This window comes from Bacillota bacterium, from assembly GCA_023511835.1.
Classification (GTDB): domain Bacteria; phylum Bacillota; class Sulfobacillia; order JAIMAT01; family JAIMAT01; genus JAIMAT01.
Genome location: JAIMAT010000022.1, coordinates 1 through 26,590 on the forward strand (window position 1 = coordinate 1; position 26,590 = coordinate 26,590).

Below are 26,590 nucleotides of genomic sequence, written 5' to 3' on the forward strand. Positions count from 1 at the left end.
AGGCCACCAGCGGCACCCTGCCGCCGCTCCGGCTCCGCAGGAGGGCCTCGGCGACGCGCCGGGCGCCCTCGGGCGCCTCCCCCGCCGGCTGCGCGGGCAGCCCGCTCATGCCACCACCCCCCGCCCCGCCTCCGCATCCCGACCGAGGCCGGCCGCCAGCAGGATCTCCACGTCCTTGTCGCCGCGCCCCGAGAGGTTGACGACCACGTCCTGGTCGGGCCGGGTCGCGGGCATCAGCCGCTCCAGGTAGGCCAGCGCGTGCGCGCTCTCCAGCGCGGGCAGGATGCCCTCCAGGCGGCTGAGGCGCTCCGCCGCGGCCAGCGCCTCGCCGTCGGGCACGGCCACGTATTCGGCGCGCCCGCTCTCCCGGTAGAAGGCGTGCTCGGGGCCGACGCCGGGGTAGTCCAGGCCGGCGCTGACGGAGTAGGCGGGGCGGACCTGGCCTTCCTCGTCCTGGAGAACGAAGGTGGCCGCGCCGTGCAGTACCCCGAAGCTGCCGCCGCTGAGGCTGGCGGCGTGCCGCCCGGTCTCCAGGCCGAGGCCGCCCGCCTCGACGCCGATCATCCGCACCTCCGCGTCGCCGTAGAAGGGGGCGAAGAAGCCGGCGGCGTTGGAGCCCCCGCCCACGCAGGCGACCAGGAAGTCCGGCAGCTTCCCGACGGCCTCCAGCATCTGGCGCCGCGTCTCCTCTCCGATGACCGACTGGAAGTCGCGCACCATGCGCGGGTAGGGGTGCGGGCCCACCACCGAGCCGATGACGTAGTGCGTGGAGTCCACGTGCGTCACCCAGTCGCGGATCGCCTCGTTGATAGCGTCCTTCAGCGTGCGGCTGCCGCTCTCTACCGGCACCACGCGGGCGCCCAGCAGCTCCATCCGGTAGACGTTGAGCCGCTGCCGGCGCACGTCTTCCTCGCCCATGTAGACGGTGCACTCCAGCCCGCGCAGGGCGCAGGCGGTGGCCGTCGCCACGCCGTGCTGGCCGGCGCCGGTCTCGGCGATGATGCGCCGCTTGCCCATCCGCTCGGCCAGGAGCACCTGGCCGAGGGCGTTGTTGATCTTGTGCGCGCCGGTATGGTTGAGATCCTCGCGCTTCAGCCAGATGCGGGCCCGCCCGTAGTGGGCGGTCAGGCGCCGCGCCGGTGTCAGCGGCGTCGGCCGCCCCACGTACTCCGCCAGGAGGCGCCGGTACTCCCCCAGGAAGTCCGGGTCGGCCGAGGCCTCCGCATAGGCCCGTTCCAGCTCGTCCAGCGCGGGCACCAGCGTCTCCGGCACATAGCGGCCGCCGAAGCGGCCCCAGCGCCCGCGCGCGTCAGGCTCCGCCCGTTCGGGCACGCTCCCACCTCCTCACCGCGTCCACGAAGGCCCGGATCCGCCCGGGGTCCTTCCTCCCGCTGCGCTCCACGCCCGAGGAGACGTCCACCCCGGCCGGGCGGTAGCGCTCCAGCCGCTCGGCCACGTTCTCGGGCGTCAGCCCGCCCGCCAGCCACCAGTCTTCACCTCGCGCCCGGAAGGCGAGCGCCGCCTCCTCCGGGACCTCGCGGCCGGAGCCGCCCTCGCCGGGGTCCAGCAGCCAGTGGTCGGCCTCGCCCCTGGCCTCCCCGGGCGAGGCGACCGCCCGGATCAGCTCCACGTCCGGGAGGAGACGCCGGAGCCGCCGCACGTACTCCGCGTCCTCGCCCCCGTGCAGCTGGACCGCGTCCAGGCGGCACCGGCGCGCCGCCTGGGCCACCTGCTCCGGCGCCTGGCGCGCGAAGACGCCCACGCGCAGAACCTCCGGCGGCACCTCGCGCGCCCAGCGCGCCGCGTCGGCGGCATCGACGCTCCGCCGCCGGCCGGGGAGCAGGATCCACCCCACCGCCTGCGCACCCGCCGCCACCGCCGCCCGCGTCGCCTCCAGGCTGTCGAGGCCGCAGATCTTCACCCGCACCCCGACGGTCGCCCCGCCGGCCGCCGGCCGGGCGAGACCGGAGAAGGCGGCCGCCAGCGCCGCCGGGTCGCCGGCGCGGACCAGCGCCTCGCCCACCAGGACGGCGTCGACGCCCGTCCGCACGGCGGGGAGCAGCTCCTCCGGCCGCCGGTAGCCGCTCTCCGCCACCAGCAGGAGATCCGGCCGCCCCCTTCCCCCCTCCGCGCGCAGCCGCCGTGCCACCTGCTCGGCGCGGCCGAGTTCCACCTGAAAGGTGTCCAGGTCGCGGTTGTTGACGCCGATCAGGCGGGCGCCCAGGGAGGCGGCGCGGAAGGCCTCCTCCTCGTCGTGCGCCTCCACCAGCGCCTCCAGCCCGGCCCGCTCCGCCTCCTCCAGCATCCCGCCGAGCTTCTCGGGCGAGGGGAAAAGGCGCGCGATAAGCAGCACCGCGTCGGCGCCCAGGGCGGCGCTCTCGGCCACCTGCGAGGGATCGATGAGAAAGTCCTTGCGTAAGACCGGGACGGCGACGGCCTCCCGCACCGCCTCCAGGTCGGCCGCATCGCCGCCGAAGAAGCTCCGGTCGGTCAGCACCGAGATCGCCGCCGCGCCGCCCTCCACGTAGGCCCGGGCCAGCCGCGCCGGTTCGGGGATCGGTGCGATGGCACCCGCCGAGGGCGAGCGACGCTTGCACTCCGCGATGAGGCCGATGCGGCCTTCCCGCGCCCGGCGCCGGAGGGCCCGCTCCAGGGAGAGCCGCGGGCGGGAGGGAAGCCCGGCGGCGGGCGGCCGCGTGAGCTCCGCCCGCGCCGACTCCAGCTCCCGCCGCTTCGCCTCCACGATGGCGTCCAGGATCATGCGCCGCGCCGCTCCTCCCGCGCCGCCGCCAGCCGGCGGCTCAGGTCGCGCAGCGCCTCCAGCCGATCCCTGGCCGCGCCGCTGTCGAGGCTCCGGCGGGCCAGCTCCAGGCCCTCGCGCAGATCCTCCGCCACGTCGGCCGCCACCAGCGCGGCGGCGGCGTTGAGCAGCACCGTCTCCCGGCGCGGACCAGGCTCGCCGGCCAGCACGGCCTCGGCGATGGCCGCGTTCTCCGCCGCGTCGCCGCCGCGCAGCGCGCTCCGCGGCGCCGGCGCGAGCCCCAGGGTGGCCGGGTCGAGGACGTAGGTGCTGAGCCGGCCTCCGCGGCCCTCGGTGACGCGGGCCGGCGCGCTGGTGCTCAGCTCGTCCAAGCCGTCGAGCGAGTGGACCACCAGCACGTGGCGCGCGCCCAGCCGCAGCAGGACCTCCGCCACCGGCTCGGTCAGCGCCGCCTCGTAGACGCCCACCAGCTGGGCCTCGGCGCCCGCCGGGTTGGTCAGCGGGCCCAGCACGTTGAAGATGGTCCGGAAGCCCAGCTCCCGCCGCGGACCGGCCGCATGGCGCATGGCCGCGTGGAGGCGCGGCGCGAAGAGGAAGGCGATGCCCGCCTGGTCCAGGCAGCGGCCGGCCGCCTCCGCGTCCAGGTCGACCGCCACCCCCAGCGCCTCCAGGACGTCGGCGCTGCCCGCGCGGCTGGAGACCGACCGGTTGCCGTGCTTGGCCACCGCCTGGCCGGCCCCCGCCACCACGAAGGCGGCGGTGGTGGAGATGTTGAAGGTGCCCGCCCCGTCTCCGCCGGTCCCGCACGTGTCGACGACAGGGGTCCGCTTCCTCTCGACGCGCGCCGCCCGCTGCCGCATCGCCCTCGCCGCGCCCTCCATCTCCTCGGGCGTCTCGCCGCGGACGCGCATCGCCGTCAGCAGGGCCGCGATCTGCGCGTCGCTGGCGCGACCGTCCATCACCTCGCCGATCACCGCCTCGGCCTCCGCGACGCTGAGCCGCTCGCCCGCGGCCACCCTGGCCAGCGCCTCGCGCAACATGCCACCACCCCTCCCTCGCTTCCGTCCGGATACGCAAGGCGGCCCCCGCCCACGCTGGGACGGAGGCCGCGGTGCCACCCAAGCTTGGAGCCCCTTCGCCCGGCGGGCGCCGGCGGATAAAAAAACTTCCGTCCGCCATGGGACGGAAGTCGGTTCCGCGGTGCCACCCACCTGGGAGGAAGCTCCCACTCGACCCGGGTCCGCCTGGACCCGGCTCCCCTATAACGGGGGGAGCGCCGGCGCACCCTAGGAGCCTGGCGGCCCTTCGGGTCGCGGCTCGGGGAGCCATTCGCCCGCCCTCCGTACCGGCTCGCAGCAGCCGCCGGCTCTCTGGAACGGTCGCAGCGGGTTACTCGATCCCCTCATCGCCCGGAAGAGCGTCCGGTTTTGCCAGCGATTCTATCCGCGCCCCGCCGGCCCCGTCAAGCCGAGGCCAGCCTGGCCTGCAGCAGCTCCGCCACCTGCCAGGGGAAGTCGGCCACCTGCACGCCGGCGGCCGTCAGCGCCGCCACCTTGCTCTCGTACGTCCCCCGGCCGCGTTCGATGATGGCCCCGGCATGCCCCATGCGCTTCCCCGGAGGGGCGCTGCGCCCGGCGATGTAGGCGACCACGGGCTTGGACATGGTCTTGATGAACTCCGCCGCCTCCTCCTCCGCCGTGCCGCCGATCTCGCCCACCAGCGCCACCGCGCGGGTGGCCTCGTCGGCCTCGAAGCGCTTGAGGAGGTCGATGAAGGTGAGGCCGACGACGCGGTCGCCGCCCATGCCGACCACCGTCGACTCGCCCAGGCCCGCCTGGGAGATGGCCTGCACGATCTCGTAGCTGAGCGTGCCGCTGCGCGCGACGACGCCCACCGTCCCCGGGCGGAAGATGCTGTTCGGCGGGATGCCGATCTTGGACTTGCCCGGCGAGCAGATGCCGTAGGTGTTGGGACCCAGGACGATGGTCCCGCGCTGGCGGGCGAAGGCGACGATAGCGGCCGCGTCGTGCAACGGCACGTGCTCGGCGATCACCACCACCAGCGAACAGCCCGCGTCGATGGCCTCGAAGGCGGCGTCCTTGACGAAGGGAGCCGGAACGAAGAGAACGGAGACGTTGGCGCCGTGCTTGTCCACCGCCTCCTGCACCGTCTCGTAGACCGGCACGCCGTGGACTTCCTGCCCGCCCTTGCCCGGCGAGACGCCGGCCACCACGCGCGTGCCGTACTCCAGCATGAGGCCCGTGTGGAAGCTCCCCTGGTGACCGGTGATCCCCTGTACCACGACCCGGCTCTTGTCGTCGACCAGGATGGCCATTCAGCCCTCGACCCCCTCGCCGGCCCGCGCCAGTTCCACCGCGCGGGCCGCCGCCTCCTCCATGGAGCGGTAGGCCTGGATGCCCTCGCCCCGCAGCATCTCCACACCCTTCTCCTCGTTGGTGCCCACCAGCCGCACGACCATGGGCATGGAGATGCCCACCTCGCGGCGGGCGGTGATCACCGCCTGCGCCACGTCGTCGCAGCGGGTGATGCCCCCGAAGATGTTGATGAAGATGGCCTTGGGACGGGTCGAGACCAGCACCTTCAACGCCTCGGCCATGGGCTCGGCCGAGGCGCCGCCGCCGGCGTCGAGGAAGTTCATGGGCCGCCCGCCGTAGCGCTGGAGCACGTCCAGCGTCGCCATGGTGATGCCGGCGCCGTTGGCCATGACGGCGATGTCGCCGTCCAGCTCCACGTACGCCAGGCCCAGCTCGCGGACCCGCCTCTCCAGCTCCGTCGCCTCGCTGGTGCGGGGCAGCTCGGGGTGGCGGTAGAGGGCGTCGTCGTCGACGTTCAGCCGCGCGTCCGCGGCCACCAGGCGGTCACCGGTGCGGACGAGCGGGTTGATCTCCACCAGCTCGGCGTCATAGCGGTGGAAGATGTCGTAGAGCTTGAGGGCGATCTCGCCGAACTGGCGCGCGAGCCCGCCGCTCAGCCCGAGCCGGTTGGCCACCCAGCGGGTGGCGTAGGGCATCAGGCCCCACTCCACCGGGATGGGCTGCCGGACGATGGCCCGCTCGGGCACCTCCTCGATCTCCATGCCGCCCGAGGCGGAGGCGATCAGGAGCGGGCGCTTGCCCGCGTTGTCCATGGTGATCCCCAGGTAGAACTCCTGGTCGATGCCCAGCATGCTCTCCACATAGACGCTCTCGACCACGTAGCCCTTCAGGTTCATCCCCAGGATCTCCGAGGCGCGCGTCCGCGCCTCCTCGGGGGTGTGGGCAGGCTTGACGCCGCCGGCCTTGCCGCGCCCGCCCACCAGCACCTGGGCCTTGATCACGCAGGGGCCCAGCACCCGGGCCGCCGACTCCGCCTCCTCCGGCGTCCGCGCCAAGCGGCCCGGAGGCACCGGAAGCCCGTTTTCGCGCAGGACGTCCTTAGCCATGTATTCGTAGAGCTTCATCCGATCCCATCACCTTCCTGACCCTTGCCCCGCGACGGCCCGGGTGGCGCGGTCGCCGCCCCGCCTTCAGCCCTCCTGCCGGCGCGCCTCTGCCACCAGGTCACGCGTGTGCTGCGCCACTTCCCCGGGGCTCCGCTCCACCCGCGCGACGCCGTCCTCGACGGCGGCGGCCGCCACCGCCGCCGCCACGGCGGGCGCCACCTCCGCGTTCCACATGGAGGGGATGATGTACTCCTCGCGCAGCTCGTCGGGCGCCACCAGGGCGGCGATGGCCTCGGCCGCCGCCCGCTTCATGTGCTCCGTGATCTGGCTGGCGCGGACGTCGAGGGCGCCGCGGAAGACGCCGGGGAAGACCAGGCTGTTGTTGATCTGGTTGGGGAAGTCGGAGCGGCCCGTCGCCACGACGCGAGCGCCCGCCTGACGGGCCTCGTCGGGGTAGATCTCCGGCACCGGGTTGGCCATGGCCATCACGATGCTCTCCGCAGCCATGCTCCGCACCATCTCCGGCGTCAGCACGCCGCCCGAGGAGACGCCGATGAAGACGTCCGCCCCCCGCACCGCCTCGTCCAGCCCGCCGCGCACGCCGCGCGGGTTGGTCACCGCGGCCATGCGCAGCTTGTAGGGGTTCATGTCCTCGCTGCGCCCCTCCCAGATGGCCCCGGCGCGGTCGCACAGGACGACATCCCGGGCGCCCATGTCCAGGAGCAGCTGGGTGATGGCCACGCCCGCCGCGCCGGCGCCGTTGACGACGATGCGCACCGACTCCAGCGCCTTGCCCACCAGCTTGAGCGCGTTGATGAGCGCGGCGGCGGTGACGATGGCGGTCCCGTGCTGGTCGTCGTGGAAGACCGGGATGTCCACCTCCTGGCGGAGGCGGCTTTCAATCTCGAAGCAGCGCGGCGCCGAGATGTCCTCGAGGTTGACGCCGCCGAAGTTGGGCGCCAGCAGCTTGACCGTCTCGACGATGCGGGCGACCTCCTTGGTGGCCAGGCAGATGGGCACCGCGTTGACGCCCGCGAAGGTCTTGAAGAGGACCGACTTCCCCTCCATCACGGGCAGGGCCGCCTGCGGCCCGATGTCGCCCAGCCCCAGGACGGCGGTGCCATCCGTCACCACCGCCACCATGTTGCCCTTGCCCGTGTACTCGTACACCAGTTCGGGGTGGTCGTGGATCTCCTTGCAGGGCTCCGCCACCCCGGGAGTGTAGGCCAGGCTCAGGTCGTGGCTGTCCCGGACAGGCACCCGGGGGTGCACCTCGATCTTGCCGCGCGCCTGCCTGTGCAGCGTGAGCGCCTGCTCCCGAAGCTCGTCGGCCTCGCGCTCCGTCACTGCCATCGCGTCCACCTCCTGTCCCGCCGGCAGCCCAAAGGCCCTGCCTGGCGATGGCCCCGCCCGCCCGGTCTCAGCCCAGGGAGCGGAGGATCTCGAGGTTCTGGCGCACCTCGTCGCAGGAGCGCTGGAAGGCCTGGCGCTCCTCCTCGGTCAGATCCAGCTCGATGACGCGCTCGACGCCCTCCCCGCCGAGGATGACCGGGACGCCCGCGAAGATGCCCCGCTCTCCGTATTCGCCGTCCAGGTAGGCCGCGCAGGTGAGGATGCGCTTCTGGTCGCGGAGGATGGCGGCCACCATCTCGGTGACGGCCGAGCCTGGGGCGTAGAAGGCGCTCCCCGTCTTGAGCAGCTCGACGATCTCGCCCCCGCCCTTGCGCGTCCGCTCCACCAGCGCCGCGATCCTCTCCGGCGGCAGCAGCCGCTCCACCGGGATGCCTCCGGCATAGGCGTAGCGCACCAGCGGCACCATGCTGTCGCCGTGGCCGCCCAGCACCATGGCCGAGACGTCGCGGTAGGAGACGCCCAGTTCCTGGGCGATGAAGGTGCGGAAGCGGGTCGAATCGAGGATGCCGGACTGGCCGACCACCCGGTTCCGGGGGAAGCCGGTCGCCTCCAAGGCCACCGTGCACATGGTGTCCAGCGGGTTGCTGAGAACGATGACGTAGGCGTCGGGGGCGTAGCGCGCGATCTGCTCGGAGGCGGAGCGGACGATGCCGGCGTTGGTGGAGAGGAGGTCGGAGCGGCTCATGCCCGGTTTCCGGGCCACCCCGGCCGTGATCACCACCACGTCGGCCCCCTCCAGCGCCGCGAAGTCGTTGGAGCCGGTCACGTGGACGTCGAAGCGCTCGATGGGGGCCGCTTCCTGCAGATCGAGAGCCTTCCCCTGGGGTAGACCTTCGACGACGTCGATGAGAACGATGTCGCCCAGTTCCTTGGCGGCGCACCAGTGGGCGGTGGTGGCACCCGTGGCGCCCGCGCCGACGATGCCGATCTTGGGTCTCCTGTTCCTCGCCATTGGGTCGTCCCCCCTGCTCGGCGGCCGGGTGCGGCAGGCCGTTCGGCCGTGGCGGGAAAACGAAGGGCCGGGCGACGCAGCCTCACCGGGTCCCGCGAATCGTCCCTCGCGCCCGGCCCAAGGCATCCCCGGTCCCGGCCATCCGCTGCCGATTATAGTGCCGCCCGCCAAGCAGGAAAAGGCAGTCACCCGCCGCGCCGCGGCGGGCGCGGCGCCGCCGTCGCCCCAGGCTCTCCCGCCTTCTCCTCCTCGGGAAGCCGCTCGGCCAGCCGCTCCACCTCCCGTTCCAGCCGGCGCGTAGCTGCGGCCAGGCGGAGCCCGTAGGCCGCCAGCCCCAACCAGATCACCCCGTATGCCAGCGCCACCCAGCCCACGTTCGCCCCCCTCTCCCCGCGGGCGCCCTCTAGGCCCGCTCCGCCCGCGCCTCCAGTTCGGCCACCCGCTCGCGCAGTCCCTCCAGCCGCAGCCGCTCGAGGAAGAGCACCGCCCCCACCAGGAGGAGCGCCACCGTGGCGGCCAGCAGGGCCAGCGCCATCTGCGGCGCCATCTGGATCCCGCGCGGGGTGATCACCTGCGGATGATTGGAGTACCACCAGACGACCGAGAAGTGGACCACCGGCAGGATGGCCACGCTGAGCAGGCCGTAGAGGGCCGCCAGCCGCCCCGCCTGCCCGCCGCTCTCGGCGGCGGCGCCGCGCAGCAGCAGGTAGCCCGCGTAGAGGAACCACATGAGGAGGGTCGTCGTCAGGCGGGCATCCTGCCAGAGCCACCAGACGTTCCACGCCGACCGCGCCCAGATGCTGCCGGAGAGGAGCGTCAGGGTGGTGAAGAGGACGCCCACCTCGCCCGCCGCCCCCGCCGCGCGGTTCCAGTCCGCCCGTCCGCGCAGCAGATAGATCGCCGAGGCCACCGCCACCAGCCCGAAGGCCAGGTAGGCGGTCATGGCCGCCGCCACGTGGAAATACATGATGCGCTGCACGTCGCCCATGACCCGCTCCGGCGGAGCCCAGACCAGCCCCAGGTAGAGCGCCACCGGCACCGCCAGCGCGGCCGCCGCCTCCAGCCAGGGCAGCGCCCGCCACGCCGGGGCCGCTTCCGCAGCCCGGCTCGCCCTCCGCCCGCCCGCCATCGCCCTCACCCCTCCCAGATCAGCTCGAAGAGCAGCGCCGGCACGACGCTGAGCAAGAGGTCGTAGCCGGCCATCAACTGCCACCAGAGCGGCTCCGCCGCGGCGCCTCCGGCCAGCGTCCAGCCGCTCAGCCGCACCGCCGCCAGGAGAAGCGGCACCAGCAGCGGGAAGAGCAGCACCGGCAGGAGGATGGGGGCTGCGCGCAGGCGTGCCGTCACCGCCGCCAGGAAGCTTCCCGCCCCCGCCAGCCCCCCCGTCCCCAGGACCAGCGCCAGCGCCAGCGCCCAGAGCGGCCCCCGCGCCGTCGCCCCGAGCAGCGCGAAGGCCGCCAGCCAGAGGAGGGCGCCCAGCAGGAGGAGGTAGAGCCAGGCGGCCAGCGCCTTGCCGAAGTAGAGCGCGCTCCGGTCCACCGGCCAGAGGAGGAGTTGCAAAAAGGCGTCCTCCTCCATCTCCTGCGCGAAGGAGCGCTGGAGGAGGAGCGCACCGGCGAAGAGGAGCACGAGCCAGAGCGCGGCCGCCAGGCGCTCGCCCTGCCAGCCGGGCGCCCCCCCGCCGGCCAGGCTGAGCAGCGTCAGCAGGAGGAACGCGAAGAGCGCGCTCGTCCCCAGTGTCTCGCCGCTCCTCGCCTCGGTGATCAGCTCCTTGCGGAAGACGGCGAGGAGCGCGCGGCCGTAGCCTCCTGCCACCCGCCCCGCGGCCGCTCCCGCTCCTCCTCCCTGAGCCGCCCCGCCTCCAGCCGCCAGCACCGGTCCACCTCCCCCAGCCCCGGATCCGCCTCGTGCGAGACCAGGACGGCGGCCGCCCCCCGCCCGCGCGCCTCCTCCAGCGCCCGGGCGAGGAAGTCTCTCCCCGCCTCGTCCAGCCCTCCCGCCGCCTCGTCCAGCAGCACCAGCTCCGGGTCGGCCAGGAAGCTGCGGGCGATGGCCAGCCGCTGCTGCATGCCGCGCGAGTAGTGGACCACCGGCCGGTCCGCCCAGCGCTCCAGCCCCGCCCGCTCGAGCCAGAGCTGCGCCCGCCGGAGCGCTTCCTGGCGGTCGAGCCACGGGTAGCCGGCCGCGTGCAGAAGAAGGCTCTCGCGCCCGCTCAGCCGCGGGTAGAGGGCCACGCGGTGCCCGACCCAGGCGAGGACGCCGCGGTAGCGCGGCCCCAGCTCCTCCAGCCGCCGGCCCCGCCAGAGGATGAGGCCCTCGGTGGGCCGCTCCAGCCCGGCCAGCAGCCGCAAGAGGCTCGTCTTGCCCGCCCCGTTGGGGCCGCGCAGGAGCGCCAGCTCGCCCGCCTCCAGCCGCAGCCCCACATCGCGCAGCACCGGACGCCCGGCCAGCCTCAGGCCCAGCCGCCGCGCCTCCAGCAGCGCCAAGCGCCGCTCACCCCGTTTCTTCCCGCCCCTCGCCCAGCTCCGGCAGCAGCCGGGCGGCCTCCTCCACCAGCTGCTGGCGGCGCAAGCGGTAGGCGGTCTCCTCCAGCCTCCCCTGCCGGTAGCGGCTCTCGAGCCGCTCCAGCGCGGCGCGCAGGCGCTCCAGCTCCCGCTCCGGGCGCGAGCGGCGCCAGAAGGCGGCGGCCGCCGCCGGCAGCGCCGCCAGCTCCAGCGCCCAGAGGACGGCCAGCGCCCCGGTGCCGTGCTCGTACCACCAGTCGGGAGGCGTCAGCAGCAGCTCCAGGCGGCGCCCCGCCGGGACCGGCGCGGAGAACGCGTACTGGCGGAGCGCCCGGTCGCCCAGGCTGACGACGCCCAGGCGGATCCAGCCGGGGCCGGCCAGGCGGAGGCTCCCCTCGTCGACCAGCGCGCTGGCGTTCTCCACCGGCAGCGAGGGGACGAAGGAGAGGCGCGCGGGCACGCGCTGCGGCAGCCGGTAGCGGAGCGTGTACGAGCGCTCCTCGCCCGGGGCCAGCGGGCGGACGTCGCCGAGGCTGCCCGCGCGCAGCCTGGCGCCCGTCTCGACCGCCTGGAGCGTCGCCTCCTGGACCCCCTCCGGCAGGCGCCAGCTCCACTCCGCCGTCGGGCGGTCGCCGGTGTTGGCGACGGTCAGCATCTCCAGGACCGCCACGCGCCCGGACTGGACGGCCAGCGCCCAGCGCAGGGAGGCGACCACCACCCCCCCGGCCGCCGCCGCCGGCGCCGGTCGCAGGAGCGGCACGAGAAGAAGAGAGAGGGTGAGAGGCACGGCGAAGAGGAGGCGGCGCAGTCGGCCTCCCCTCCCCGCGCGGACCGGCCCCGGGGCCCCGCGACTCAACCGTTGCCTCCGCTCTTGGGCACGTACTTCGACGGGCATTTGACCAGGATGGCGCCGGCCTCGAAGGTCCCGCCGCGCATGCTGCCGGTGACCACCGCCTCGATGCCGCCCTGAAGCGTGTCCGGCTTCATCCCGCGGTAGTGGACGGCCATGGTGCGCCCGTTGGAGGCCAGGTCGAAGCGCAGGTCGAGGCGGGCGCCGTCCCAGCGGACGCTGCCCGGCACCACCTCGCCCTTCACCTCCGCCTGGCGCGTCCAGGTCGCCCCGCCCCGGGCCAAGTACTGGTCGACGGTGTAGTAGACCGAGGCCGAGTTGGCGATGGAACGGATGGCCAGCCCGCCCACCACCGCCACCACGACGAAGAAGGCCAGCGTCAACCGCCAACGCCTGCTCAACCCCATCGCCCCGCTCCGCGCCGGCGGCGGCCAGCGAGCGCCCCCGTCCGACCCGGTTTTGAATCCAATTCACGTGCATTTTCGCATAACCAGGACCCCACGGAAAGTGAGGAGCTTCACCGTCCGCCGTCCGCCGGCGCGAGGCGGACGGCGGCGGGCAGAAGCCCGTTGCGGCGGGCGAAGGCGCGGAGCTCGGAGGCTTCCTCCCCCACGCCGCACGCCCGCGCCAGCGCCTCCAGCAGGTTGGCGCCCAGGCCGCCGCCGGCCAGCTCGGGGCCCAGCAGGAGGAGCCCCTCCAGGCCGCGGCGCCGCAGCTCCTCGCGCTCCTCCGGACGCACCGTGCTGGTCAGCATCCACTGGCCCTCCAGGCGCTCGGGCAGATGCCGGTAAAGAAGGTGGAAGTCGCCCGCCAGGAGGCGCGCGCGGCGGAGGGGCGAGCGGCGGCTCCGCCCGGGCCGGCGCTGGGCCTCCCCCAGCGGATAGAGCCGGGCGACGGGCAGGTGGCGGAGGAGTGGCATGGCCAGGCGTGCGGCTGCGCGGAAGGCGGCGGGCGACGGCGCCCAGGGCAGGCCGAGCGCCAGCCAGGGGTCGCCCACCCGCAGCCGCCAGCCGGCGGCCACGAGCGCCTCGCCCAGCTCCGGCCGGTCCAGGTAGCTGGACAGGAAGGCCTCCCCGGGGGCGAGGCCCTCCGCCTCCAGGAGCCGGACCGCCTCCGGCTCCACGGCCGCCTTCCAGGCCGCGCCGTCCGCCAGCGGCGTACGCCGCACCTCGCGGGCCAGCCGGCCCGCCTCGGGCGCTGGGTAGCGACGGCCGGGCAGGCGGTAGGCGAGGTTGACCCCGCCCAGCCCCAGCGCCGCCACTCGCCCGTCCAGCCGGCGCAGAAGCGAGGCGGCCACCCGCACGTCGCCGTCGCAGCCGACGCGCAGCAGCCGCCAGACTCGCCCCTCGGCCCGGAGCGAGAGGTCCAGGTCGCGGTGCGAACTGCCGAGACTGACGCCCACCACCCAGCCGGCGCGGGCCTCTTCCCCCGCCCGCGCCAGCCGGGCCAGCAGGAGCTCCGCCCGGTTCACTTCATGTGCGCGTGTTCCGCCTCCCCGCCGCCGGAGAGATAGCGCTCGGGGTCCTTCTCGAAGGCCCGCTTGCAGCCCGGAGCGCAGAAGTAGTAGGTTTTGCCCTGATACTCCGCCTTGGCCGGAGCCGTCGCCTCGTCCACGTCCATCCCGCAGACGGGATCCCTGGCCATGCAAGGCACCTCCTCCGCGTCGATCCCGCGCCCCGTGCGGCCGGTCCGCCCTCAGCGGACGAAGCGCGTGATGACGCTCATCAACTCGCGGATGTAGGGTTCGCCCTCGCCGCTGCGGATGGCGTCGGAGACACACCCCTCCACGTGCGCCTCGAGCAGCCGCAGGCTGATGCGGTCCAGCGCCGCCCGCACGGCCGCGATCTGGACGAGGATGTCGACGCAGTAGCGGTCCTCGTCGACCATCCGGCCGATGCCGCGCACCTGCCCCTCGATCTTGCGCAGACGTTGCAGCAGGTCGGCCTTGTCGGCGTACGGGCTGAGATGCAGGTGGAGTGTCGGACGGCCTCGCGCCTGCCTGTCGAGCGCGCCGTCGGCACCCTCCCCCGGTCCGCTGGAGCCCGCCATACCCTACCCTCCCGGTGTATCCGCCATCGTCCATCGTAGGGTTCCCCCACCTTCCGGGTCAACCGAAGGCGGCCGCGGGCCGGGCCGATACCCCTATCCGATGCTGCCGCCGCCCGCCAGCTGGTCGCCCACGTCGAGCAGGTGCCGGAGCCGGCAGGAGTGCCGACCCCACGTGAGGAGGAGGACGTCGACACGCACATCGGGCGCCCGCCTGGCGGCGGCCAGGAGGAGCGCCGCGCGGAGCAGGCGGAGCCGCTTCCTGCGGTCGAGCGAGAGTGCCGGCCCCGGCAGGGCGCCCGCCCGGCGCCCCCGCACCTCGCAGACCACCAGCGGCCCCCCTTCCGGAGCGAGCGCCACCACGTCGACCTCCAGCCCCGGTCGCCGCCAGTTGCGCGCGAGGAGCGTGTATCCTTGGGAGCGCAGGAAAGCCGCGGCGGCCGACTCGGCCGCGGCACCCCGCCGGGCCGACTCGCCTCGGCGGGACGAAAGTCGATCGGGAAAGGCGGATCACCTCCGTGTCTTCATCCTCTCCAGGCGGCGCCCGCGCGGGCTCCCGCCGCCGGCCTGCGCGGCGCCGGCCCGGCGGCGTGGATTGGCGTCCCTGGTCTGCGCGTACGCTGGCCGAGGCCGGCCGGAGCGGTCGGCTCCTCTTTCTCGTGGTGGCGCCTGCCTGGTCCCAGCCGGCGGCGCGCTTCGACCGCCAGGTGCTGGCCGACCGCGCGGTCCGCCAGGTCCTGGCGGAGAGTTTCCTGGCTGTCCGCGTCGACCCCGACGAGAGGCCCGACCTGGATGCCCGCTACAACCTGGGCGGTTGGCCGAGCGTCGCCGTCCTGGCCCCCGGGGGCGACCTGCTGGCCGCGGCCGGCATCGCCGACCCCGCCCGGCTCGCCGACCACCTGCGCGGCCTGGCGGGCGAGTGGCAGAGGCGCCGCCCGCTCCTGGAGGGGCAGATCCGGCGCTACCGCCTGCCTGAACGCCTCCCCGAGCTGCTGGTTGAGCCCGGCCCCGGATGGGTGGAGGAGCTGGAAGAGCTCCTCCTGCGCCAGTACGACCCGCGCCACGCCGGCTTCGGCGGCGCGCCCAAGTTCCTCCCGCTGGAACCGCTGGAGGCGCTGGCCCCCTTCGCCCCGGACGAACTGCCCGCGGCGCTGCGGCCGCTCCTGCCCGCGACGCTGGCCGCCCTCCTGCGCGGCCCCCTCCGCGACCCCCGCGGCGGCTTTCGCCGGCTGGCGGCGGAGGCCGACTGGAGCGACCCGGTCCCCGAGCGGCTGCTGGGCGAGAACGCGCGCCTCCTGGCGCTCCTGGCCCGGCTCCTGCGCTCCGTCCGCTGGCGCCCGGCCCTGGAGGCGGCCGGCCTGTCGACGCCGGAGCTGAGGCAGGCGGCGGAGGGAATCGTGAGCCTGCTGCGCCTCCTGGCCCGCCCCCGGGGTGGCTGGGCCAGCGCCGCCGCGCCCTCCCGGGCCGGCGGCGGGGCCGTGCGGGCACTGGGCCCGGTGGCGACCGGCTCCTCCAGTCGGGCGGCCCACGCGCTCCTGCTGGCGGCCGAGGCCGGCGTGGCCGATGCCGACGGGGCGCTCCGCTTTCTGGAGGGGCTGTTCGCCCGGCTGCCCGCAGGCCCGGCCGCGGCCCGGGCGCTGCCCCACGGGCCCGGCCGGAACGTTCCGCTGCGCGGCTACCTGGGCGACCTGGTACCGCTGGGTCGCGCCTGCCTGGCGGCCTGGGAGGTGACCGATGAGGCGCTCTGGCTGCGCCGCTCGCTGGAGCTGGCCGAGGGCTTGCTGGCCACCTTCGCCGACGAGTCGGGCGCGCTTGTCGACCTGCCCCGCGAACAGGCGGAGGCAGCGGGCCTCCGGCCGGCCGGCTATCCGGCGCTCAACGCCGAGGCGGCGCTCTGGCTCCTCCTTCTCGTCCGGGCGGATCGGGCGCCGACGGGCCAGGGCCGGCCCTCCCCCGCCGCGGGAGCGGCGACCGGCCCGGGCCCGGCACGGCTTCTGGAGGCCGCCCGCGACCTGCTCGCCTGGGGCCTGCCCTTCGCCCCCACCTCGGGCTGGACGGGTGCGCACTGGTACCACCCCTTGCGGCTCTACCTGGCGCTCATGGCAGAAGGAGCGTCGAGCCGAGAACCTTGAGAGTCCGCCCGGTCACCACCACCTTGCGCACCGTCGTCTGAGCGCCGTCGGGCCAGCGGTAGCGCAGGGTGACCACCGCCGCACCCTCCACCTGAAAGGTGCCCGGTTTTCTCCAGGCCACATGGAAGCGCTCCGCCGGGTCGTAGCGGATCTGGTAGCCGGCCAGGCAGGGCGCTCCGCCCACCTCCAGCCGGAGCGTCCAGGTGGAGGGTCGGGCGCTCAGCCAGAGACGCGGTCCCTCCAGGCGCAGGCGGAGGTTCGGGATCTCCACGGTCTGGGCCCGGAAGAGGCGCACTCCCGCCAGCGCCGCCGAAAGCCCCTCCCGGGGCAGGAACTCGTCCGGCCGCACCACCACCCGCCAGCGCTGGCGGCGCAGGAGCCGTCCCTCGGCGCTGTACGAGGAAGCGACCACCTGGTAGACCCCCGGCAGGTGGAAGCGGTGGGCGACCAGCGGACGCGTGTGACCCGGCAGCGGATCGATCCAGCCGCTCCCGTCCCCGAAGGACCAGAGCCAGCGCGCGTGACCCGGGTTGTTGGGCCGGAGGTCGGTGGTGCGCCGGTTGTGGTAGACGACTTCGATGAAGGGTTCGGCCCCGGGCGGGCCGGCCCCGGGCGAGGCGGGCAGCAGGAGCAGTACGGCCAGGAGCGGCCCCAGCGCCCGCCGGCGGCGGGCGGCGGGCGAGGCGGAAGACGGGCCCGTGTGCACGGTCATCCCCCCGGGACGGCCCAAATTACACAGATGGGCTATATAAAACCGGCCGTTGATCTCGTAGCTTCGGGTCGACGAGACCCGCGCCGGCCCTCCGGGCGGCGCGGTACGGTGGGAGGGTCCGACCGTGGCCGAAACCGTCTCCACGCGCGACGAGATCCTGGAGCTCCTGCAGAGGCGGCCCGGAGCCACCGTGGAGGAGCTGAGCCGGTCGCTGCACATCAGCGCCATGGGCGTCCGGCAGCACCTTGCCATCCTGGAGCGGGACGGCCTGGTCCACAGCACCAAGCGGCGCGGAGGCATGGGGCGTCCCGCCAACCTCTACTTCCTGACCGAGCGCGGCCAGGAGACGTTCCCGCGCGCCTACGACCGCCTGGCGCTCCAGCTCCTGGCGGCGGCCGAGCGGATCGGTGGCCCCGAGCTGGTGGAGCGCATCTTCGCGGAGCGCGAGGAGATGCTCGCGCGGGAGCTCTCCGAAAAGCTCGAGGGCAGCGTCGGTGAGGAGCGGTTGCAGCGGCTGACCGAGATCCAGCGCGCGGCCGGCTACCAGGCGGAGGTACAGCTGCAGCCGGGCAGCGTCCGGCTGGTCCAGTACAACTGCCCCATCGCCCGTGTCGCCGCGCGGTACGGCGACGCCTGCCGGCGCGAGCACGCCCTCTACGAGCGGCTCCTGGGCGTCGAGCTGAGACAGTCGGGCTGCGCCGCGCGCGGCGAGGGCCCCTGCATCTACGCCGCCAGCCTCTCCGATCTGGGCGAGCCGGCGGCACAGGCGGCCGGAGCGCGCTGAACCCCCGCTTCCCGAGGAAGAGTTCGTCGCTGGTCTGGAAATTCCTTCCTGCCCGCCGGTCTCTCACGAGGTCGGCTGTTCGCTCGAGGCGGCCAGCCAGCGCTCGCGTCGCCGCCCCACCAGGCGCGCGATCCAGACGCTCGCCTCGTAGAGGCCGAGCATGGGGATGGCCGTGACGATCTGGGAGATGGGGTCGGGCGGCGTGATGATGGCCGCGACGATGAAAATGAGGAGGATGGCGTAGCGGCGCAGACGCGCCAGCTGCTGCGCCGTCACCAGACCGATGCCGGCCAGGCCCGCCACGGCGGCCGGCCACTCGAAGACCAGGCCGAAGGGCCAGACCAGGTTGAGGATGAAACCCAGCACGCTCTGCACCGAGAGCGTCGGGCGGACGCCCGGGAAGGAGAGCCCGAGGAAGAAGCGGAGGACGTAGGGGATCACCACGAAGTAGGCGAAAGCGCTCCCCGCCAGAAAGAGCACCACCACCGCCGGGAAGATGAGCAGCACCATGCGCCGCTCCTGCGGGCGCAGGCCCGGCCAGACGAAGGCGCCCAGCTGGTAGAGGATGACCGGCGAGACGGCGACCAGGCCGACGATGACCCCCACCCGCAGGTAGACCCAGAAGAGCTCCGAGGGCGTCAGGTAGATCATCTGCACGTGCAAGGCCCGCGCCGGGCGGAGCAGGAAGGAGACGCCCGCCGGCGCCACGAACCAGCCGCCCACGGCGCCTGCCACCGCCGCCAGGATCGCGATCACCAGACGGCGGCGGAGCTCTTCGAGATGCTCCAGCACGGTCAGCTGCAGCTCGCCCTCGGCCTCGCCCGTACCGGAGCCCGGCGCCCTCGCGCCGGGCTCCTCGCCGCCCTTGGCCACGCCTCTCCGACCTCCGCCGCCCCGGCCGCGGCGCATGGCACGCCGCATGGGCGCCCGGGGCTCGCGTCCATACTAGCATTCCGTGCAGGCTACGCTAGGAGGGTCGCTCCGTGACCGGACCCGACCCCATGGGCCTCTTCTACCGGACGCTCTTTTTCTATGTGGCGCTGGTGGTGGTGACGCGTCTGATGGGCAAGCGGGAGCTGGGCCGGCTCTCCCCCAGCGACTTCGTGGTCACCATCATGATCGCCGACGCGGCCACGCTGGCCATCGACGAGAAGATGCCCCTCTGGATGGGCATGATCCCGGTGGCGACCATCGTCGCCCTGGAGCTCCTCATCAGCGTCCTCCTCCTGCGCAGCCCGCGCTTCCGCCAGTGGCTGAGCGGGACGCCCGCCCTGGTCGTCTACCACGGCCGCCTGGACCGGCGGGCCATGGCCCGCATGCGCTACAACCTGGACGACCTGATGACGCAATTGCGCGAGAAGAACATCACCGACATCCGCGATGTGGAGTTCGCCATCCTGGAGACAGGAGGCAAGTTGAGCGTCCTCCCCTATCCCGAGAAGAGGCCGCTCACCCCGGAGCTGGTCCATATCCGTCCGGCGGAGAAGGGTCTGCAGCTCCCGGTCATCCGCGACGGCGCCGTCGACCACTGGGCGCTGGAGCGGCTGGGGAAGGACGAGCGCTGGCTGCGGGAGCAGCTGGCGCTGCGCGGCTTCTCCGACCCGGCCGGCGTCCTGGCCGCCTTCCTGGACGAGAAGGGCGAGCTGGTGGCCTTCCCGCATGACTGAGCACCGCCCCGGGAAACTACTGGGCGGTGCATTCTCTCGCGGGCGGTGAGAGCGTGGTCCAGGCAGGCTTCCAGGAAGCGGTGCCCCGCGCCGACGGGGTGCATCTCGACCCCGGGACGCTCCTGCGCGCGGAGCGGGCCCTCTACCTGACGCCCGACCCGCGCCGCAACCGGGCGCTGCTCCACCTGACCATCGCCTTCGGCTGCATCCCGGTCGACCTGGCCGGGCTCCGCCTGGAGGATGTCGACCTGACCGAGGGGCGCATCCGCTGGAGGCGGGCCGCCGGCCTCGCGGCGCCGCTCTCGCGGCCCCTGGTGGACGACCTGCGCGACTACCTGGAACGCGAGCGGCGCGGCCGGAGCAGCCAGCTCTTTCTCACCCGCCTCGGCCACCCGCTGACGGCACGCACCCTCGCCCTCCTCTTCCGCCGCCTGGGGCGCGAGGTGGGGAGCGGCCAGCTCTCGCCGGCGGCGCTGCGCCAGCGCCGGCTGCGCCTGCTGCGCGCGGCCGGCGGGGCGGCCCCCTGGCTCCGCCACGGGCTCCTCTGGCTTTACCTGGCCGACCCGTCGCCGCTGGCCGACCCCGCCCGGCCCGGTGCGGGGGCGGGCGACGGCGGAGAGGGACTCACGCGGAGCTAGCCGGGCTCGCCGGCCCGCCCGTAAAGGAAAGGCCGGGCCCCGCTCGACCCGGCCTCGCCCCGCTCTGCCGCCCCGTCAGCCGGCCAGGTGGCGCGCCAGGAAGCCGGCCGTGGCCGCGGCCACCTTGGCCTCGCCCTCGCCCACGTCGCGCCCGTTCTCCAGCGAGGCGACGATGACGGCGCCGACGGGGTCGCCCGCCACCACTACGGGGGCGATCACCTCGCTGGCGAAGGGGCAGGTGTCGCCGCCGCCCACCGTCGCCCCTTCATGATGGTGGGCGGTGGTCCGAAAGCGCGCCTCGCGCCGCTCCTCCATGGCGTTGAGCACGGGCACGCCCACTTCCTTGCCGAGAAAGCGCTGGCCTTCCTCGCCCGCGACCGCCACCACCTGGTCCCGGTCGGTCAGCAGGCTGAGGAAGCCGGTGGTGGAGTGGACCGCCTCCATCACCGCCTGCGCCAGGCGGTCCAGGTCGGCCAGCGCGGAATACTTCTTGAGGATCACCTCGCCGTCTTTCTCCACGAAGATCTCGAGAGGGTCCCCATCCCGGATGTTCATGCTGCGGCGGATCTCGATGGGAATGACGATGCGGCCCAGGTCATCGATGCGCCGTACGATCCCCGTCGCCTTCACCCACGCTTCACCCCTCGTCGCCGCGGTGCTCCGGGGCTAGTATCCCTCGGGGCCACCCGATCATCCGGGACGCCCGGCCGGCCGGGGACCGGGGCGACGCAGGTCTGATGCGGGCGGGGACGGCCTCCGCCCTACTCGGCGGGAGAACGGCGGCTCAGGTAGAAACGGAGGAGGAACTGCAGAACCTCGTCCCGCTCGAGCTTGGTCACGAGGCTGCGCGCGCCGCGGTGGGCGGTGATGTACGCCGGCTCGCCGGTGAGGAGATAGAAGGCCAGCTGGCGGACGGGGTCGTACCCCTTCTCCTGCAGGGCATGGTAGACCTCGGCCAGGATCCGCTCCAGGTCGCCCGCCTCGCCCGGCGCGGGTGCCGCCTCCCGCACCACGCGCGTGCGGTCCCGTTCCCTTCCGCTCTCGCTCAGCGCGACCACCCCCTCGAACCGCCGTCTTGGGCCCTGCTCGTCCTTCGCGCGGGCTCTCTCGGCTTCCATCTCTTCGCCGGCCACTCCACCGGTCCTCCCGGCGGCGGGGAGGGCCTCCCCGGTGCCTTCCCCGGCATGCCGTTCCCTGGCATTCCACAGCTGCCACGGCGCGATGCGCTCGCGGCCTGGCCGCCCGCTCCCGGCGGGTCGGCGGGCCGACCGGCGGCGTCGTGGCGGGGGGCGGGGAAGGGGAGGATGAGGCGTGGGCAGGAAAGGTGGCGGAATCCCGCCGCAGTACGGGGTGGAAGACGGGCAAGCGGGCCGCCGCAGGCGCGGTCGGCCCGCTCCTCCGCCGGCCGTCCACCCGGCGCCCTCGCCTCCTGCCTGGCGGGCGCCGGGCTCGGGCGGCCCTTACTGGGGGCTCCCGAAGCGACCGAAGGTCGCGGCCGGGGCGGCCGCCTGGCCGGCAGCCAGCTGCTGCTCGGCCTGCTGGATCATGCGGCGCACCATGTGCCCGCCCACGGCGCCGCAGTCGCGAGAGGCCAGGTCGCCCCAATACCCGCTGGCCGGCGGGTTGACGCCGATCTCCGAGGCGACCTCGTACTTGAACTGGTCGAGCGCCCTGGTCGCCTCCCGCACCAGAACGCGGTTGCTTCTCGAGCCTTGCGCCATCGCTTCTCACCTCCCCTGCAGGCAGGCCTAGTATCGGAGCCGGCGGATGCCGCTCATGCTAGCGGAAGCATGGCACCGCTGGCTCCGAGCAAGGCGCCCTGCAACGGGAAGGGAGCCGAGCCCGCATCTGCCACCCGCCCCAGGCGGCGGCAGCGGCGGCCGCCCGGCCGGAAAGGTACCGCGCCTCGGCTCTTCAGTCGCGGAAGCTCGTCCCGTGCGAGCGGGCAAACTCGAAGTACGCGTCCCTCAGGCGGCGCGTCACCGGCCCCGGTCGCCCGTCGCCGACCGGGCGCCCGTCGACGGTGGTGACCGGCACCACCTCGGCCGCCGTCCCGGTGAGGAAGCACTCGTCGGCGGTGTAGACGTCGTAGCGGGTGAAGACGGCCTCGCGCGCCTCGATGCCCAGCTCGCGTGCCAGGTCCAGCACGGTCGCGCGGGTGATGCCCTCCAGGATGCCCAGGTAGGCCGGCGGCGTCAGAACGGTGCCGCCCCGTACGATGAAGACGTTGTCGCCGGTTCCCTCGCAGACGTATCCTTCCCGGTTGAGCATCAGGATCTCGTGGGCGCCCGCCAGATTGGCCTCCAGCTTGGCCATGATGCTGTTCAGGTAGTTGAGGCTCTTGACGCGGGCGTCCAGCGCGTCCACGGAGGTCCTGCGGGTGGCGGCCGTCACCGCGGTCAGTCCCTGCTCCAGGAGGCTCTCCGGGAAGAGCGCGATCCGGTCGACGATGACGACGACGGTCGGCCGCGGGCACTTGCGCGGGTCGAGGCCCAGGTCGCCCGCCCCGCGGCTGACCACCAGCCGGATGTAGCCGTCGTCCAGCTCGTTCCTGCGGCATGTCTCCAGGACGACGCGGCTCATCTCGTCGGGCGGCAGCGGGATCTCGAGGTCGATGACGCGGGCGGAATGGTAGAGCCGGCGGATGTGCTCCTCCAGCTTGAAGACGCGCCCGCCGTACATGCGGATGCCCTCGAAGATGCCGTCCCCGTAGAGGAAGCCATGATCATAGACCGAGACCTTCGCCTGCTCGACCGGCACGAAATGACCGTCCAGGTAGATGACCTGCCCCACGCATCAACCCCCCCGCGCGCCAGAGGGAGCGCGCCTCCCCTGATCTCCGTCAGAGAGCTTCGGTGAGCGCGGCTCCCCTCCTCCCCGCCAGCCAGGCCTGTACGGCGCCGAAGGCGTCGACGCAGCCGGCCCCTTCCTCGCGCGGATCGCCCGTCCCGACCGGCTGGGCCGCCTGGCGCAGACGCCCGGGAACCTCCCGGGGCGGTACGCCCCTGGCCAGAAGGAGGGCTGCGCTGCCGCTGGCGTGGGGCGCGGCCATGGAGGTGCCGGAGAGCCGGCGCGTCCCTCCGCCGGGCCAGAGCGAGAGGATGTCCACCCCCGGGGCCACCAGGTCCAGCTCCGGTCCCCGGCTGGAAAAGCGCGCCACCCGGTTCTGCCGGTCGATGGCGCCGACGGCCAACACCTCCGGATAGCGGGCGGGGAAGAGGACCGTGCCCGGCACGGGTCCCGCGTTTCCCGCCGCGCAGACCAGCACCATGCTCCGCGAGGCGGCCCGCACCGCTTCGCGCATGGTGGGGTTCTCGGTCCAGCTGCCCAGGCTCAGGTTGACCACCTGGATGCGGTGCTGGAGGCACCACTCGAGCCCGAGGACGAGGTGGGAGAGGCGGCCGCCGCCCTCCCGGTCCAGCGCCTTGACGGGGTGGATCCAGACCCGCGGCGCCACCCCCAGGAGGGCGCCGTGCGCGGCGATCACGCCGGCCACATGGGTGCCGTGCCCGTTATCGTCGGCAGGCGGGGTGCCGGGGTGGAGCAGGTTGACGCCGGGCCCGATGCGCCCCGCCAGCGCCGGATGGTTGAGATCGACGCCCGTGTCCACGACGGCTACGTGGACGTCTTCCCCCTGGCTCCAGCGCCAGGCCTCGGGGGCGCGCACGCGGAGGACGCCCCACGGCAGCATGGCATCGCCACGGACGGGCTGCCAGCCGCCGGCCGGCGCAGGCGGGAGCGGGGGGCGGGGCCCCCGCCACGGCTCCGCCCGCTCGGGCCACCCTGGGCGCAGGCGGCCCAGCCGGCTGCAGGCGCCGCGAAGCCAGGCGCGCAGGCCGGCGGGGGCGGGGGGGCCCGGGGAGCGGCCTCCGCCCGCCTCCCAGGGGTCCTCCTCCCCCGCTCCCTCCTCTCCCTGGTGGCCGACCAGGCGGAGCGGAAGGTCCTCGTCGACGCGCAGGACGTCACCGCGCCTGTCCAGGGCGGCCAGCGCGCCCTCCTCGGCGAACTCGGCCACCACCGCGTGGATGAGCGAGAGCCGCCTGAGGACCACGCCGCCCATGCGGCGGATCTCGCCCAGGTCGATGCGGCTCCCCTGGCGGAAGACCACGATCCTCCGGACCGTCCCGCTCCCCTCCCCGGCGGGGGAGCCGGGGCGGCGGCCGACACCGCCTCCTCCGAAAAGGCTGCGCATGCCCGTACACCCCCGCGCCAGCCTATGGACAGGGGGGCGGAGAGGTGCGGACAGCCCGGCCGCCCGGCTGCCTCGCCGGGCGGCGAAAGAGACGGGGGACGGATGACGGGAGAGCGGGGAACGTGCGGCGGGCGGCTTCCGGCCAGGCGCTCAGGCCTGGGCCCCGTCCCCCGCCGCCTGCTCCTGGCCGATCTTGTAGAGGAGAAGCTCGAAGGCGGCCTCCCGGTAGCGATCCAGCTCTTGCTCCAAGCGCCGCGCGAAGGCGTCCCGCTCGAGACGGTGGAGGATGTACAGCCAGAGGGCGGGGTAGTCGCTGCCCGCCAAGTCGTGGCGGAGGCGTGCCGCCGCGGCGCTCCGCTGCCCCGCCGGGATCTCGTCGAAAAAGAGCGCCAGGGCCGCCCAGAGGCGCTCGTCCTCCGTCACCGCCTGGAGGGTGCAGAAGAGGTCGAACTCCTCGTCCGACGCCTGCCGCAACCGTTCCTCGGTCCAACCCAGCCTCTCCAGGACCTCGTCGCCGTCCAGGGTGACCATGCGGGCGCACCTCCTGCGCACGGGCTCCGCGACGACCTTCCGAGTCGATCATAGGGCCCGGTCCAGGAGGCGGGATATACTCCCGCCGGGCGAGGGGATGCGCCGCCTCGCCCGCCCGTTTCGCCCCGGCGGGCGAGGCGCGGGCTCCGCCGCCTCACCCCCTTCGGGGAGACGGGGGAAAGCTGGCCCCTCCCCCTCCCTCCTACGATCCGGCGGAGAAGGGGGAGGACCAGCGCTCCCGGTCGCGGCGGCGGTACTTCTCCAGCGTCTCGCGCCACGCCCGGTCCAGATCGATCTCCAGGCGGTTGGCGATGCAGGCGACCACGTAGAGGATGTCGCCCAGCTCCCCCGCCACCGAGCCCTCCGGCTCGTCGGAGCGCTTCCGTTTCGGCCCGTAGAGGTGGTTCAGCTCCCGCGCCAGCTCTCCCACCTCTTCGCTGAGGCGCGCCAGCAGCTCCAGGGGCTCCCAGTAGACGGCGCCCTGCTCCCGGATCCAGGCGTCGGTCTCCTCCTGCAGCCTGCGGAGCAGCGCCGGCCCGGCCCCTCCTGCCGTCCCCCCGCTCATGTCGCCGCCTCCAGCCAGGCGCCCAGCTCGATCCGGCGGATCTCCTCCACCGGCTCGATGCCGGCCAGCGCCGCCACCGTGGCGTCGTCCACCGGCTGGTCGGTGCCCAACACCATCACCGCCTCGCCGCCGGGCGCCCTGCGCCCGAGGCGCATCTCGGCGATGTTGACGCCCCGCTCGCCCAGGATGCTCCCGAGGCGGCCCACGATTCCCGGACGGTCGGCGTGCCGGCTGAGCAGCATGTGGGGCGTGGGCACCAGGTCGATGGGAAAGTCGTCCAGGGCGACGATGCGCGCCCTCCCGTCCGGGTCGAGCCGGGCGCGCAGGCGGCGGCGGGCGCCGGGCGGCCCCGCCTCCAGGCTGACTTCCTGCGGCGCCAGCCCGTCGCGCTCGCTGCGCAGCTCCCAGTGCACCCCCTGCTCCGCGGCGACGGCGGCGGCGTTGACCAGGTTGAGCGGCGAGTTGAGCACCGCGCCCAGGAGGCCGGCCAGCACCGCCGAGGCCACCAGCTCCGCGGCCCGCCCCTGCAGCGCCAGCCCGATGCTCACCTGTTCGAGCCGCGTGGGCAGCGCCTGGACGAAGAAGGGGCCGAGGACGGTCGCCAGCCCCAGGAAGGGACGGACCGCCATCCACTCCTCCTCGCTGAGCGGCGGCAGGTTGACCGCGTTTCGCACCGGCTTGCCCGCGAACCAGCGGACCAGCTCCTCGGCCACCGTCTCGGCGTTCAGCCGCTGGGCCTCCACGGTGGAAGCGCCCAGGTGGGGGGTGGCCACCACGTTCTCCAACCGCAGGAGCGGGTGGTCGGGCCCGGGCGGCTCCTCCTCCCAGACGTCCAGCGCGGCGCCGGCCAGCCGGCCCTCGCCGAGCGCCGCGGCCAGGGCGGCCTCGTCCACGATGCCGCCCCGGGCGCAATTGACCACGTACGCCCCCGGCTTCATCCTGGCCAGCTCCCGGGCACCGAGGAGATGGCGCGTCTGCGGGGTGAGGGGGGTGTGGACCGTCACGATGTCCGCCTCGGCCAGGAGCTCCTCCAGACCGACCAGGCGGACGTCGCCCGCGCCGGCCCCGGCGCCCAGGTAGGGGTCGTAGCCGAGCACGCGCATGCCGAAGGCCAGCGCGCGCAGCGCCACCTGGCGGCCGATGCGGCCCATGCCCACGACGCCCAGCGTCTTGCCGAAGAGCTGCACGCCCACCCGGTGCCGTTCCCAGCGACCGGCGCGCAGGGCGGCGTCCGCCGCGGGCAGCTGGCGGACCATGGCCAGCATGAGGGCGAAAGTGTGCTCGGCGGCGGCCAGCGTGTTGCCGTCGGGCACGTTGACCACCACCACGCCGCGCCGGGTCGCCTCGGCGACGTCCACGTTGTCGACGCCCACGCCCGCCCGGCCGACGATGCTCAGGCGC

At 74.2% G+C, this 26,590-nt stretch carries 31 protein-coding genes; 4 read left to right on the forward strand and 27 right to left on the reverse strand.

All coding sequences use genetic code 11. The features are described 5' to 3' along the window. Positions 1-105: 105 nt before the first annotated feature. From trpB to K6U79_05365, 17 genes are all read right to left on the reverse strand, one after another. The gene (gene trpB / locus K6U79_05285) at positions 106-1,332 is read right to left on the reverse strand and encodes a tryptophan synthase subunit beta (protein MCL6521773.1); all 1,227 of its coding nucleotides are present in this window, start codon (positions 1,330-1,332) and stop codon (positions 106-108) included. Beyond that, entirely contained in the window at positions 1,310-2,761 is a 1,452-nt protein-coding gene (locus K6U79_05290) for a hypothetical protein (GenBank protein MCL6521774.1), read from the reverse strand. Before K6U79_05290 ends, trpB begins: the two co-directional genes overlap by 23 nt. Continuing rightward, positions 2,758-3,801: an anthranilate phosphoribosyltransferase gene (gene trpD, locus K6U79_05295; GenBank protein MCL6521775.1), complete on the reverse strand. Its 1,044-nt coding sequence runs from the start codon at positions 3,799-3,801 to the stop codon at positions 2,758-2,760. Before trpD ends, K6U79_05290 begins: the two co-directional genes overlap by 4 nt. 422 nt (positions 3,802-4,223) lie before the next feature. Beyond that, positions 4,224-5,096 carry a succinate--CoA ligase subunit alpha gene (gene sucD, locus K6U79_05300; GenBank protein MCL6521776.1) on the reverse strand — a complete coding sequence of 291 codons (873 nt, stop codon included), beginning with the start codon at positions 5,094-5,096 and terminating at the stop codon, positions 4,224-4,226. Beyond that, complete coding sequence (sucC, locus tag K6U79_05305; GenBank protein MCL6521777.1) at positions 5,097-6,221, reverse strand: ADP-forming succinate--CoA ligase subunit beta; 1,125 nt, start codon at positions 6,219-6,221, stop codon at positions 5,097-5,099. It abuts the gene before it with no gap. A 66-nt stretch (positions 6,222-6,287) separates the two neighbouring features. Further along, positions 6,288-7,556, reverse strand: a complete 1,269-nt coding sequence (locus K6U79_05310) for an NAD-dependent malic enzyme (protein ID MCL6521778.1) — start codon at positions 7,554-7,556, stop codon at positions 6,288-6,290. A gap of 67 nt (positions 7,557-7,623) precedes the next feature. Beyond that, positions 7,624-8,568, reverse strand: a complete 945-nt coding sequence (gene mdh, locus K6U79_05315) for a malate dehydrogenase (protein MCL6521779.1) — start codon at positions 8,566-8,568, stop codon at positions 7,624-7,626. Between the two features lie 185 nt (positions 8,569-8,753). After that, positions 8,754-8,942, reverse strand: a complete 189-nt coding sequence (locus tag K6U79_05320; protein ID MCL6521780.1) for a CcmD family protein — start codon at positions 8,940-8,942, stop codon at positions 8,754-8,756. Positions 8,943-8,971: 29 nt separating this feature from the next. Continuing rightward, on the reverse strand, positions 8,972-9,697 hold the full coding sequence (gene ccsA / locus K6U79_05325; GenBank protein MCL6521781.1) for a cytochrome c biogenesis protein CcsA: 726 nt from the start codon (positions 9,695-9,697) through the stop codon (positions 8,972-8,974). A 5-nt stretch (positions 9,698-9,702) separates the two neighbouring features. Beyond that, positions 9,703-10,383 carry a heme exporter protein CcmB gene (locus tag K6U79_05330; GenBank protein ID MCL6521782.1) on the reverse strand — a complete coding sequence of 227 codons (681 nt, stop codon included), beginning with the start codon at positions 10,381-10,383 and terminating at the stop codon, positions 9,703-9,705. Then, positions 10,332-11,054 carry an ABC transporter ATP-binding protein gene (locus K6U79_05335; protein ID MCL6521783.1) on the reverse strand — a complete coding sequence of 241 codons (723 nt, stop codon included), beginning with the start codon at positions 11,052-11,054 and terminating at the stop codon, positions 10,332-10,334. Before K6U79_05335 ends, K6U79_05330 begins: the two co-directional genes overlap by 52 nt. Before the next feature lie 7 nt (positions 11,055-11,061). Continuing rightward, positions 11,062-11,928 (reverse strand): hypothetical protein, encoded by an 867-nt coding sequence (locus K6U79_05340; GenBank protein ID MCL6521784.1) that lies wholly within the window; start codon positions 11,926-11,928, stop codon positions 11,062-11,064. Then, complete coding sequence (locus tag K6U79_05345) at positions 11,925-12,323, reverse strand: cytochrome c maturation protein CcmE (GenBank protein ID MCL6521785.1); 399 nt, start codon at positions 12,321-12,323, stop codon at positions 11,925-11,927. Before K6U79_05345 ends, K6U79_05340 begins: the two co-directional genes overlap by 4 nt. Positions 12,324-12,439: 116 nt before the next feature. Further along, on the reverse strand, positions 12,440-13,393 hold the full coding sequence (locus K6U79_05350; protein MCL6521786.1) for a quinate 5-dehydrogenase: 954 nt from the start codon (positions 13,391-13,393) through the stop codon (positions 12,440-12,442). Then, positions 13,390-13,566 carry a YHS domain-containing protein gene (locus K6U79_05355; GenBank protein ID MCL6521787.1) on the reverse strand — a complete coding sequence of 59 codons (177 nt, stop codon included), beginning with the start codon at positions 13,564-13,566 and terminating at the stop codon, positions 13,390-13,392. The genes K6U79_05350 and K6U79_05355 overlap by 4 nt, the downstream gene beginning before the upstream one ends. Positions 13,567-13,617: 51 nt before the next feature. Then, complete coding sequence (locus K6U79_05360; protein MCL6521788.1) at positions 13,618-13,971, reverse strand: metal-sensitive transcriptional regulator; 354 nt, start codon at positions 13,969-13,971, stop codon at positions 13,618-13,620. Positions 13,972-14,064: 93 nt separating this feature from the next. Continuing rightward, entirely contained in the window at positions 14,065-14,394 is a 330-nt protein-coding gene (locus tag K6U79_05365; GenBank protein MCL6521789.1) for a YraN family protein, read from the reverse strand. A gap of 164 nt (positions 14,395-14,558) precedes the next feature. Between K6U79_05365 and K6U79_05370 the strand changes: the two genes are divergently transcribed. Next, entirely contained in the window at positions 14,559-16,100 is a 1,542-nt protein-coding gene (locus K6U79_05370; GenBank protein ID MCL6521790.1) for a DUF255 domain-containing protein, read from the forward strand. Here K6U79_05370 and K6U79_05375 read toward each other — a convergent pair. Continuing rightward, positions 16,066-16,812, reverse strand: coding sequence for a hypothetical protein (locus tag K6U79_05375; GenBank protein ID MCL6521791.1), 747 nt, complete (start codon positions 16,810-16,812; stop codon positions 16,066-16,068). The two genes, K6U79_05370 and K6U79_05375, sit on opposite strands and share 35 nt — an antisense overlap. A gap of 124 nt (positions 16,813-16,936) precedes the next feature. On the opposite strand from K6U79_05375, the gene K6U79_05380 reads away from it, so the two are divergent. Further along, positions 16,937-17,596, forward strand: coding sequence for an ArsR family transcriptional regulator (locus K6U79_05380; protein MCL6521792.1), 660 nt, complete (start codon positions 16,937-16,939; stop codon positions 17,594-17,596). Between the two features lie 63 nt (positions 17,597-17,659). Here the strand turns inward: K6U79_05380 and tatC are convergent, their stop codons facing one another. Next, positions 17,660-18,469, reverse strand: a complete 810-nt coding sequence (tatC, locus tag K6U79_05385; protein ID MCL6521793.1) for a twin-arginine translocase subunit TatC — start codon at positions 18,467-18,469, stop codon at positions 17,660-17,662. 110 nt (positions 18,470-18,579) lie between these two features. Here tatC and K6U79_05390 point away from each other — a divergent pair, with 110 nt between their 5' ends. Both K6U79_05390 and K6U79_05395 read left to right on the forward strand, forming a co-directional pair. Beyond that, complete coding sequence (locus K6U79_05390) at positions 18,580-19,263, forward strand: DUF421 domain-containing protein (GenBank protein MCL6521794.1); 684 nt, start codon at positions 18,580-18,582, stop codon at positions 19,261-19,263. Between the two features lie 26 nt (positions 19,264-19,289). Next, positions 19,290-19,901, forward strand: a complete 612-nt coding sequence (locus K6U79_05395; GenBank protein MCL6521795.1) for a site-specific integrase — start codon at positions 19,290-19,292, stop codon at positions 19,899-19,901. Positions 19,902-19,976: 75 nt separating this feature from the next. Here K6U79_05395 and K6U79_05400 read toward each other — a convergent pair whose 3' ends face one another. From K6U79_05400 to serA, 8 genes are all read right to left on the reverse strand, one after another. After that, on the reverse strand, positions 19,977-20,531 hold the full coding sequence (locus K6U79_05400; protein ID MCL6521796.1) for an AbrB/MazE/SpoVT family DNA-binding domain-containing protein: 555 nt from the start codon (positions 20,529-20,531) through the stop codon (positions 19,977-19,979). A gap of 131 nt (positions 20,532-20,662) precedes the next feature. After that, on the reverse strand, positions 20,663-21,019 hold the full coding sequence (locus K6U79_05405; protein ID MCL6521797.1) for an IreB family regulatory phosphoprotein: 357 nt from the start codon (positions 21,017-21,019) through the stop codon (positions 20,663-20,665). Between the two features lie 342 nt (positions 21,020-21,361). After that, a complete protein-coding gene (locus K6U79_05410) occupies positions 21,362-21,622 on the reverse strand; it encodes an alpha/beta-type small acid-soluble spore protein (GenBank protein ID MCL6521798.1) in 261 nt (86 codons plus the stop codon). 193 nt (positions 21,623-21,815) lie between these two features. After that, complete coding sequence (gene ilvE / locus K6U79_05415) at positions 21,816-22,694, reverse strand: branched-chain-amino-acid transaminase (protein MCL6521799.1); 879 nt, start codon at positions 22,692-22,694, stop codon at positions 21,816-21,818. A 49-nt stretch (positions 22,695-22,743) separates the two neighbouring features. Next, positions 22,744-24,093 carry a S8 family peptidase gene (locus K6U79_05420; GenBank protein MCL6521800.1) on the reverse strand — a complete coding sequence of 450 codons (1,350 nt, stop codon included), beginning with the start codon at positions 24,091-24,093 and terminating at the stop codon, positions 22,744-22,746. 150 nt (positions 24,094-24,243) lie between these two features. Continuing rightward, a complete protein-coding gene (locus tag K6U79_05425) occupies positions 24,244-24,624 on the reverse strand; it encodes a hypothetical protein (GenBank protein ID MCL6521801.1) in 381 nt (126 codons plus the stop codon). Between the two features lie 202 nt (positions 24,625-24,826). Beyond that, the gene (locus K6U79_05430) at positions 24,827-25,189 is read right to left on the reverse strand and encodes a nucleotide pyrophosphohydrolase (GenBank protein ID MCL6521802.1); all 363 of its coding nucleotides are present in this window, start codon (positions 25,187-25,189) and stop codon (positions 24,827-24,829) included. Then, positions 25,186-26,590, reverse strand: a 1,405-nt coding sequence (gene serA, locus K6U79_05435) for a phosphoglycerate dehydrogenase (protein ID MCL6521803.1), incomplete at its 5' end; no start/stop codon positions are given. The genes K6U79_05430 and serA, both read right to left, overlap by 4 nt.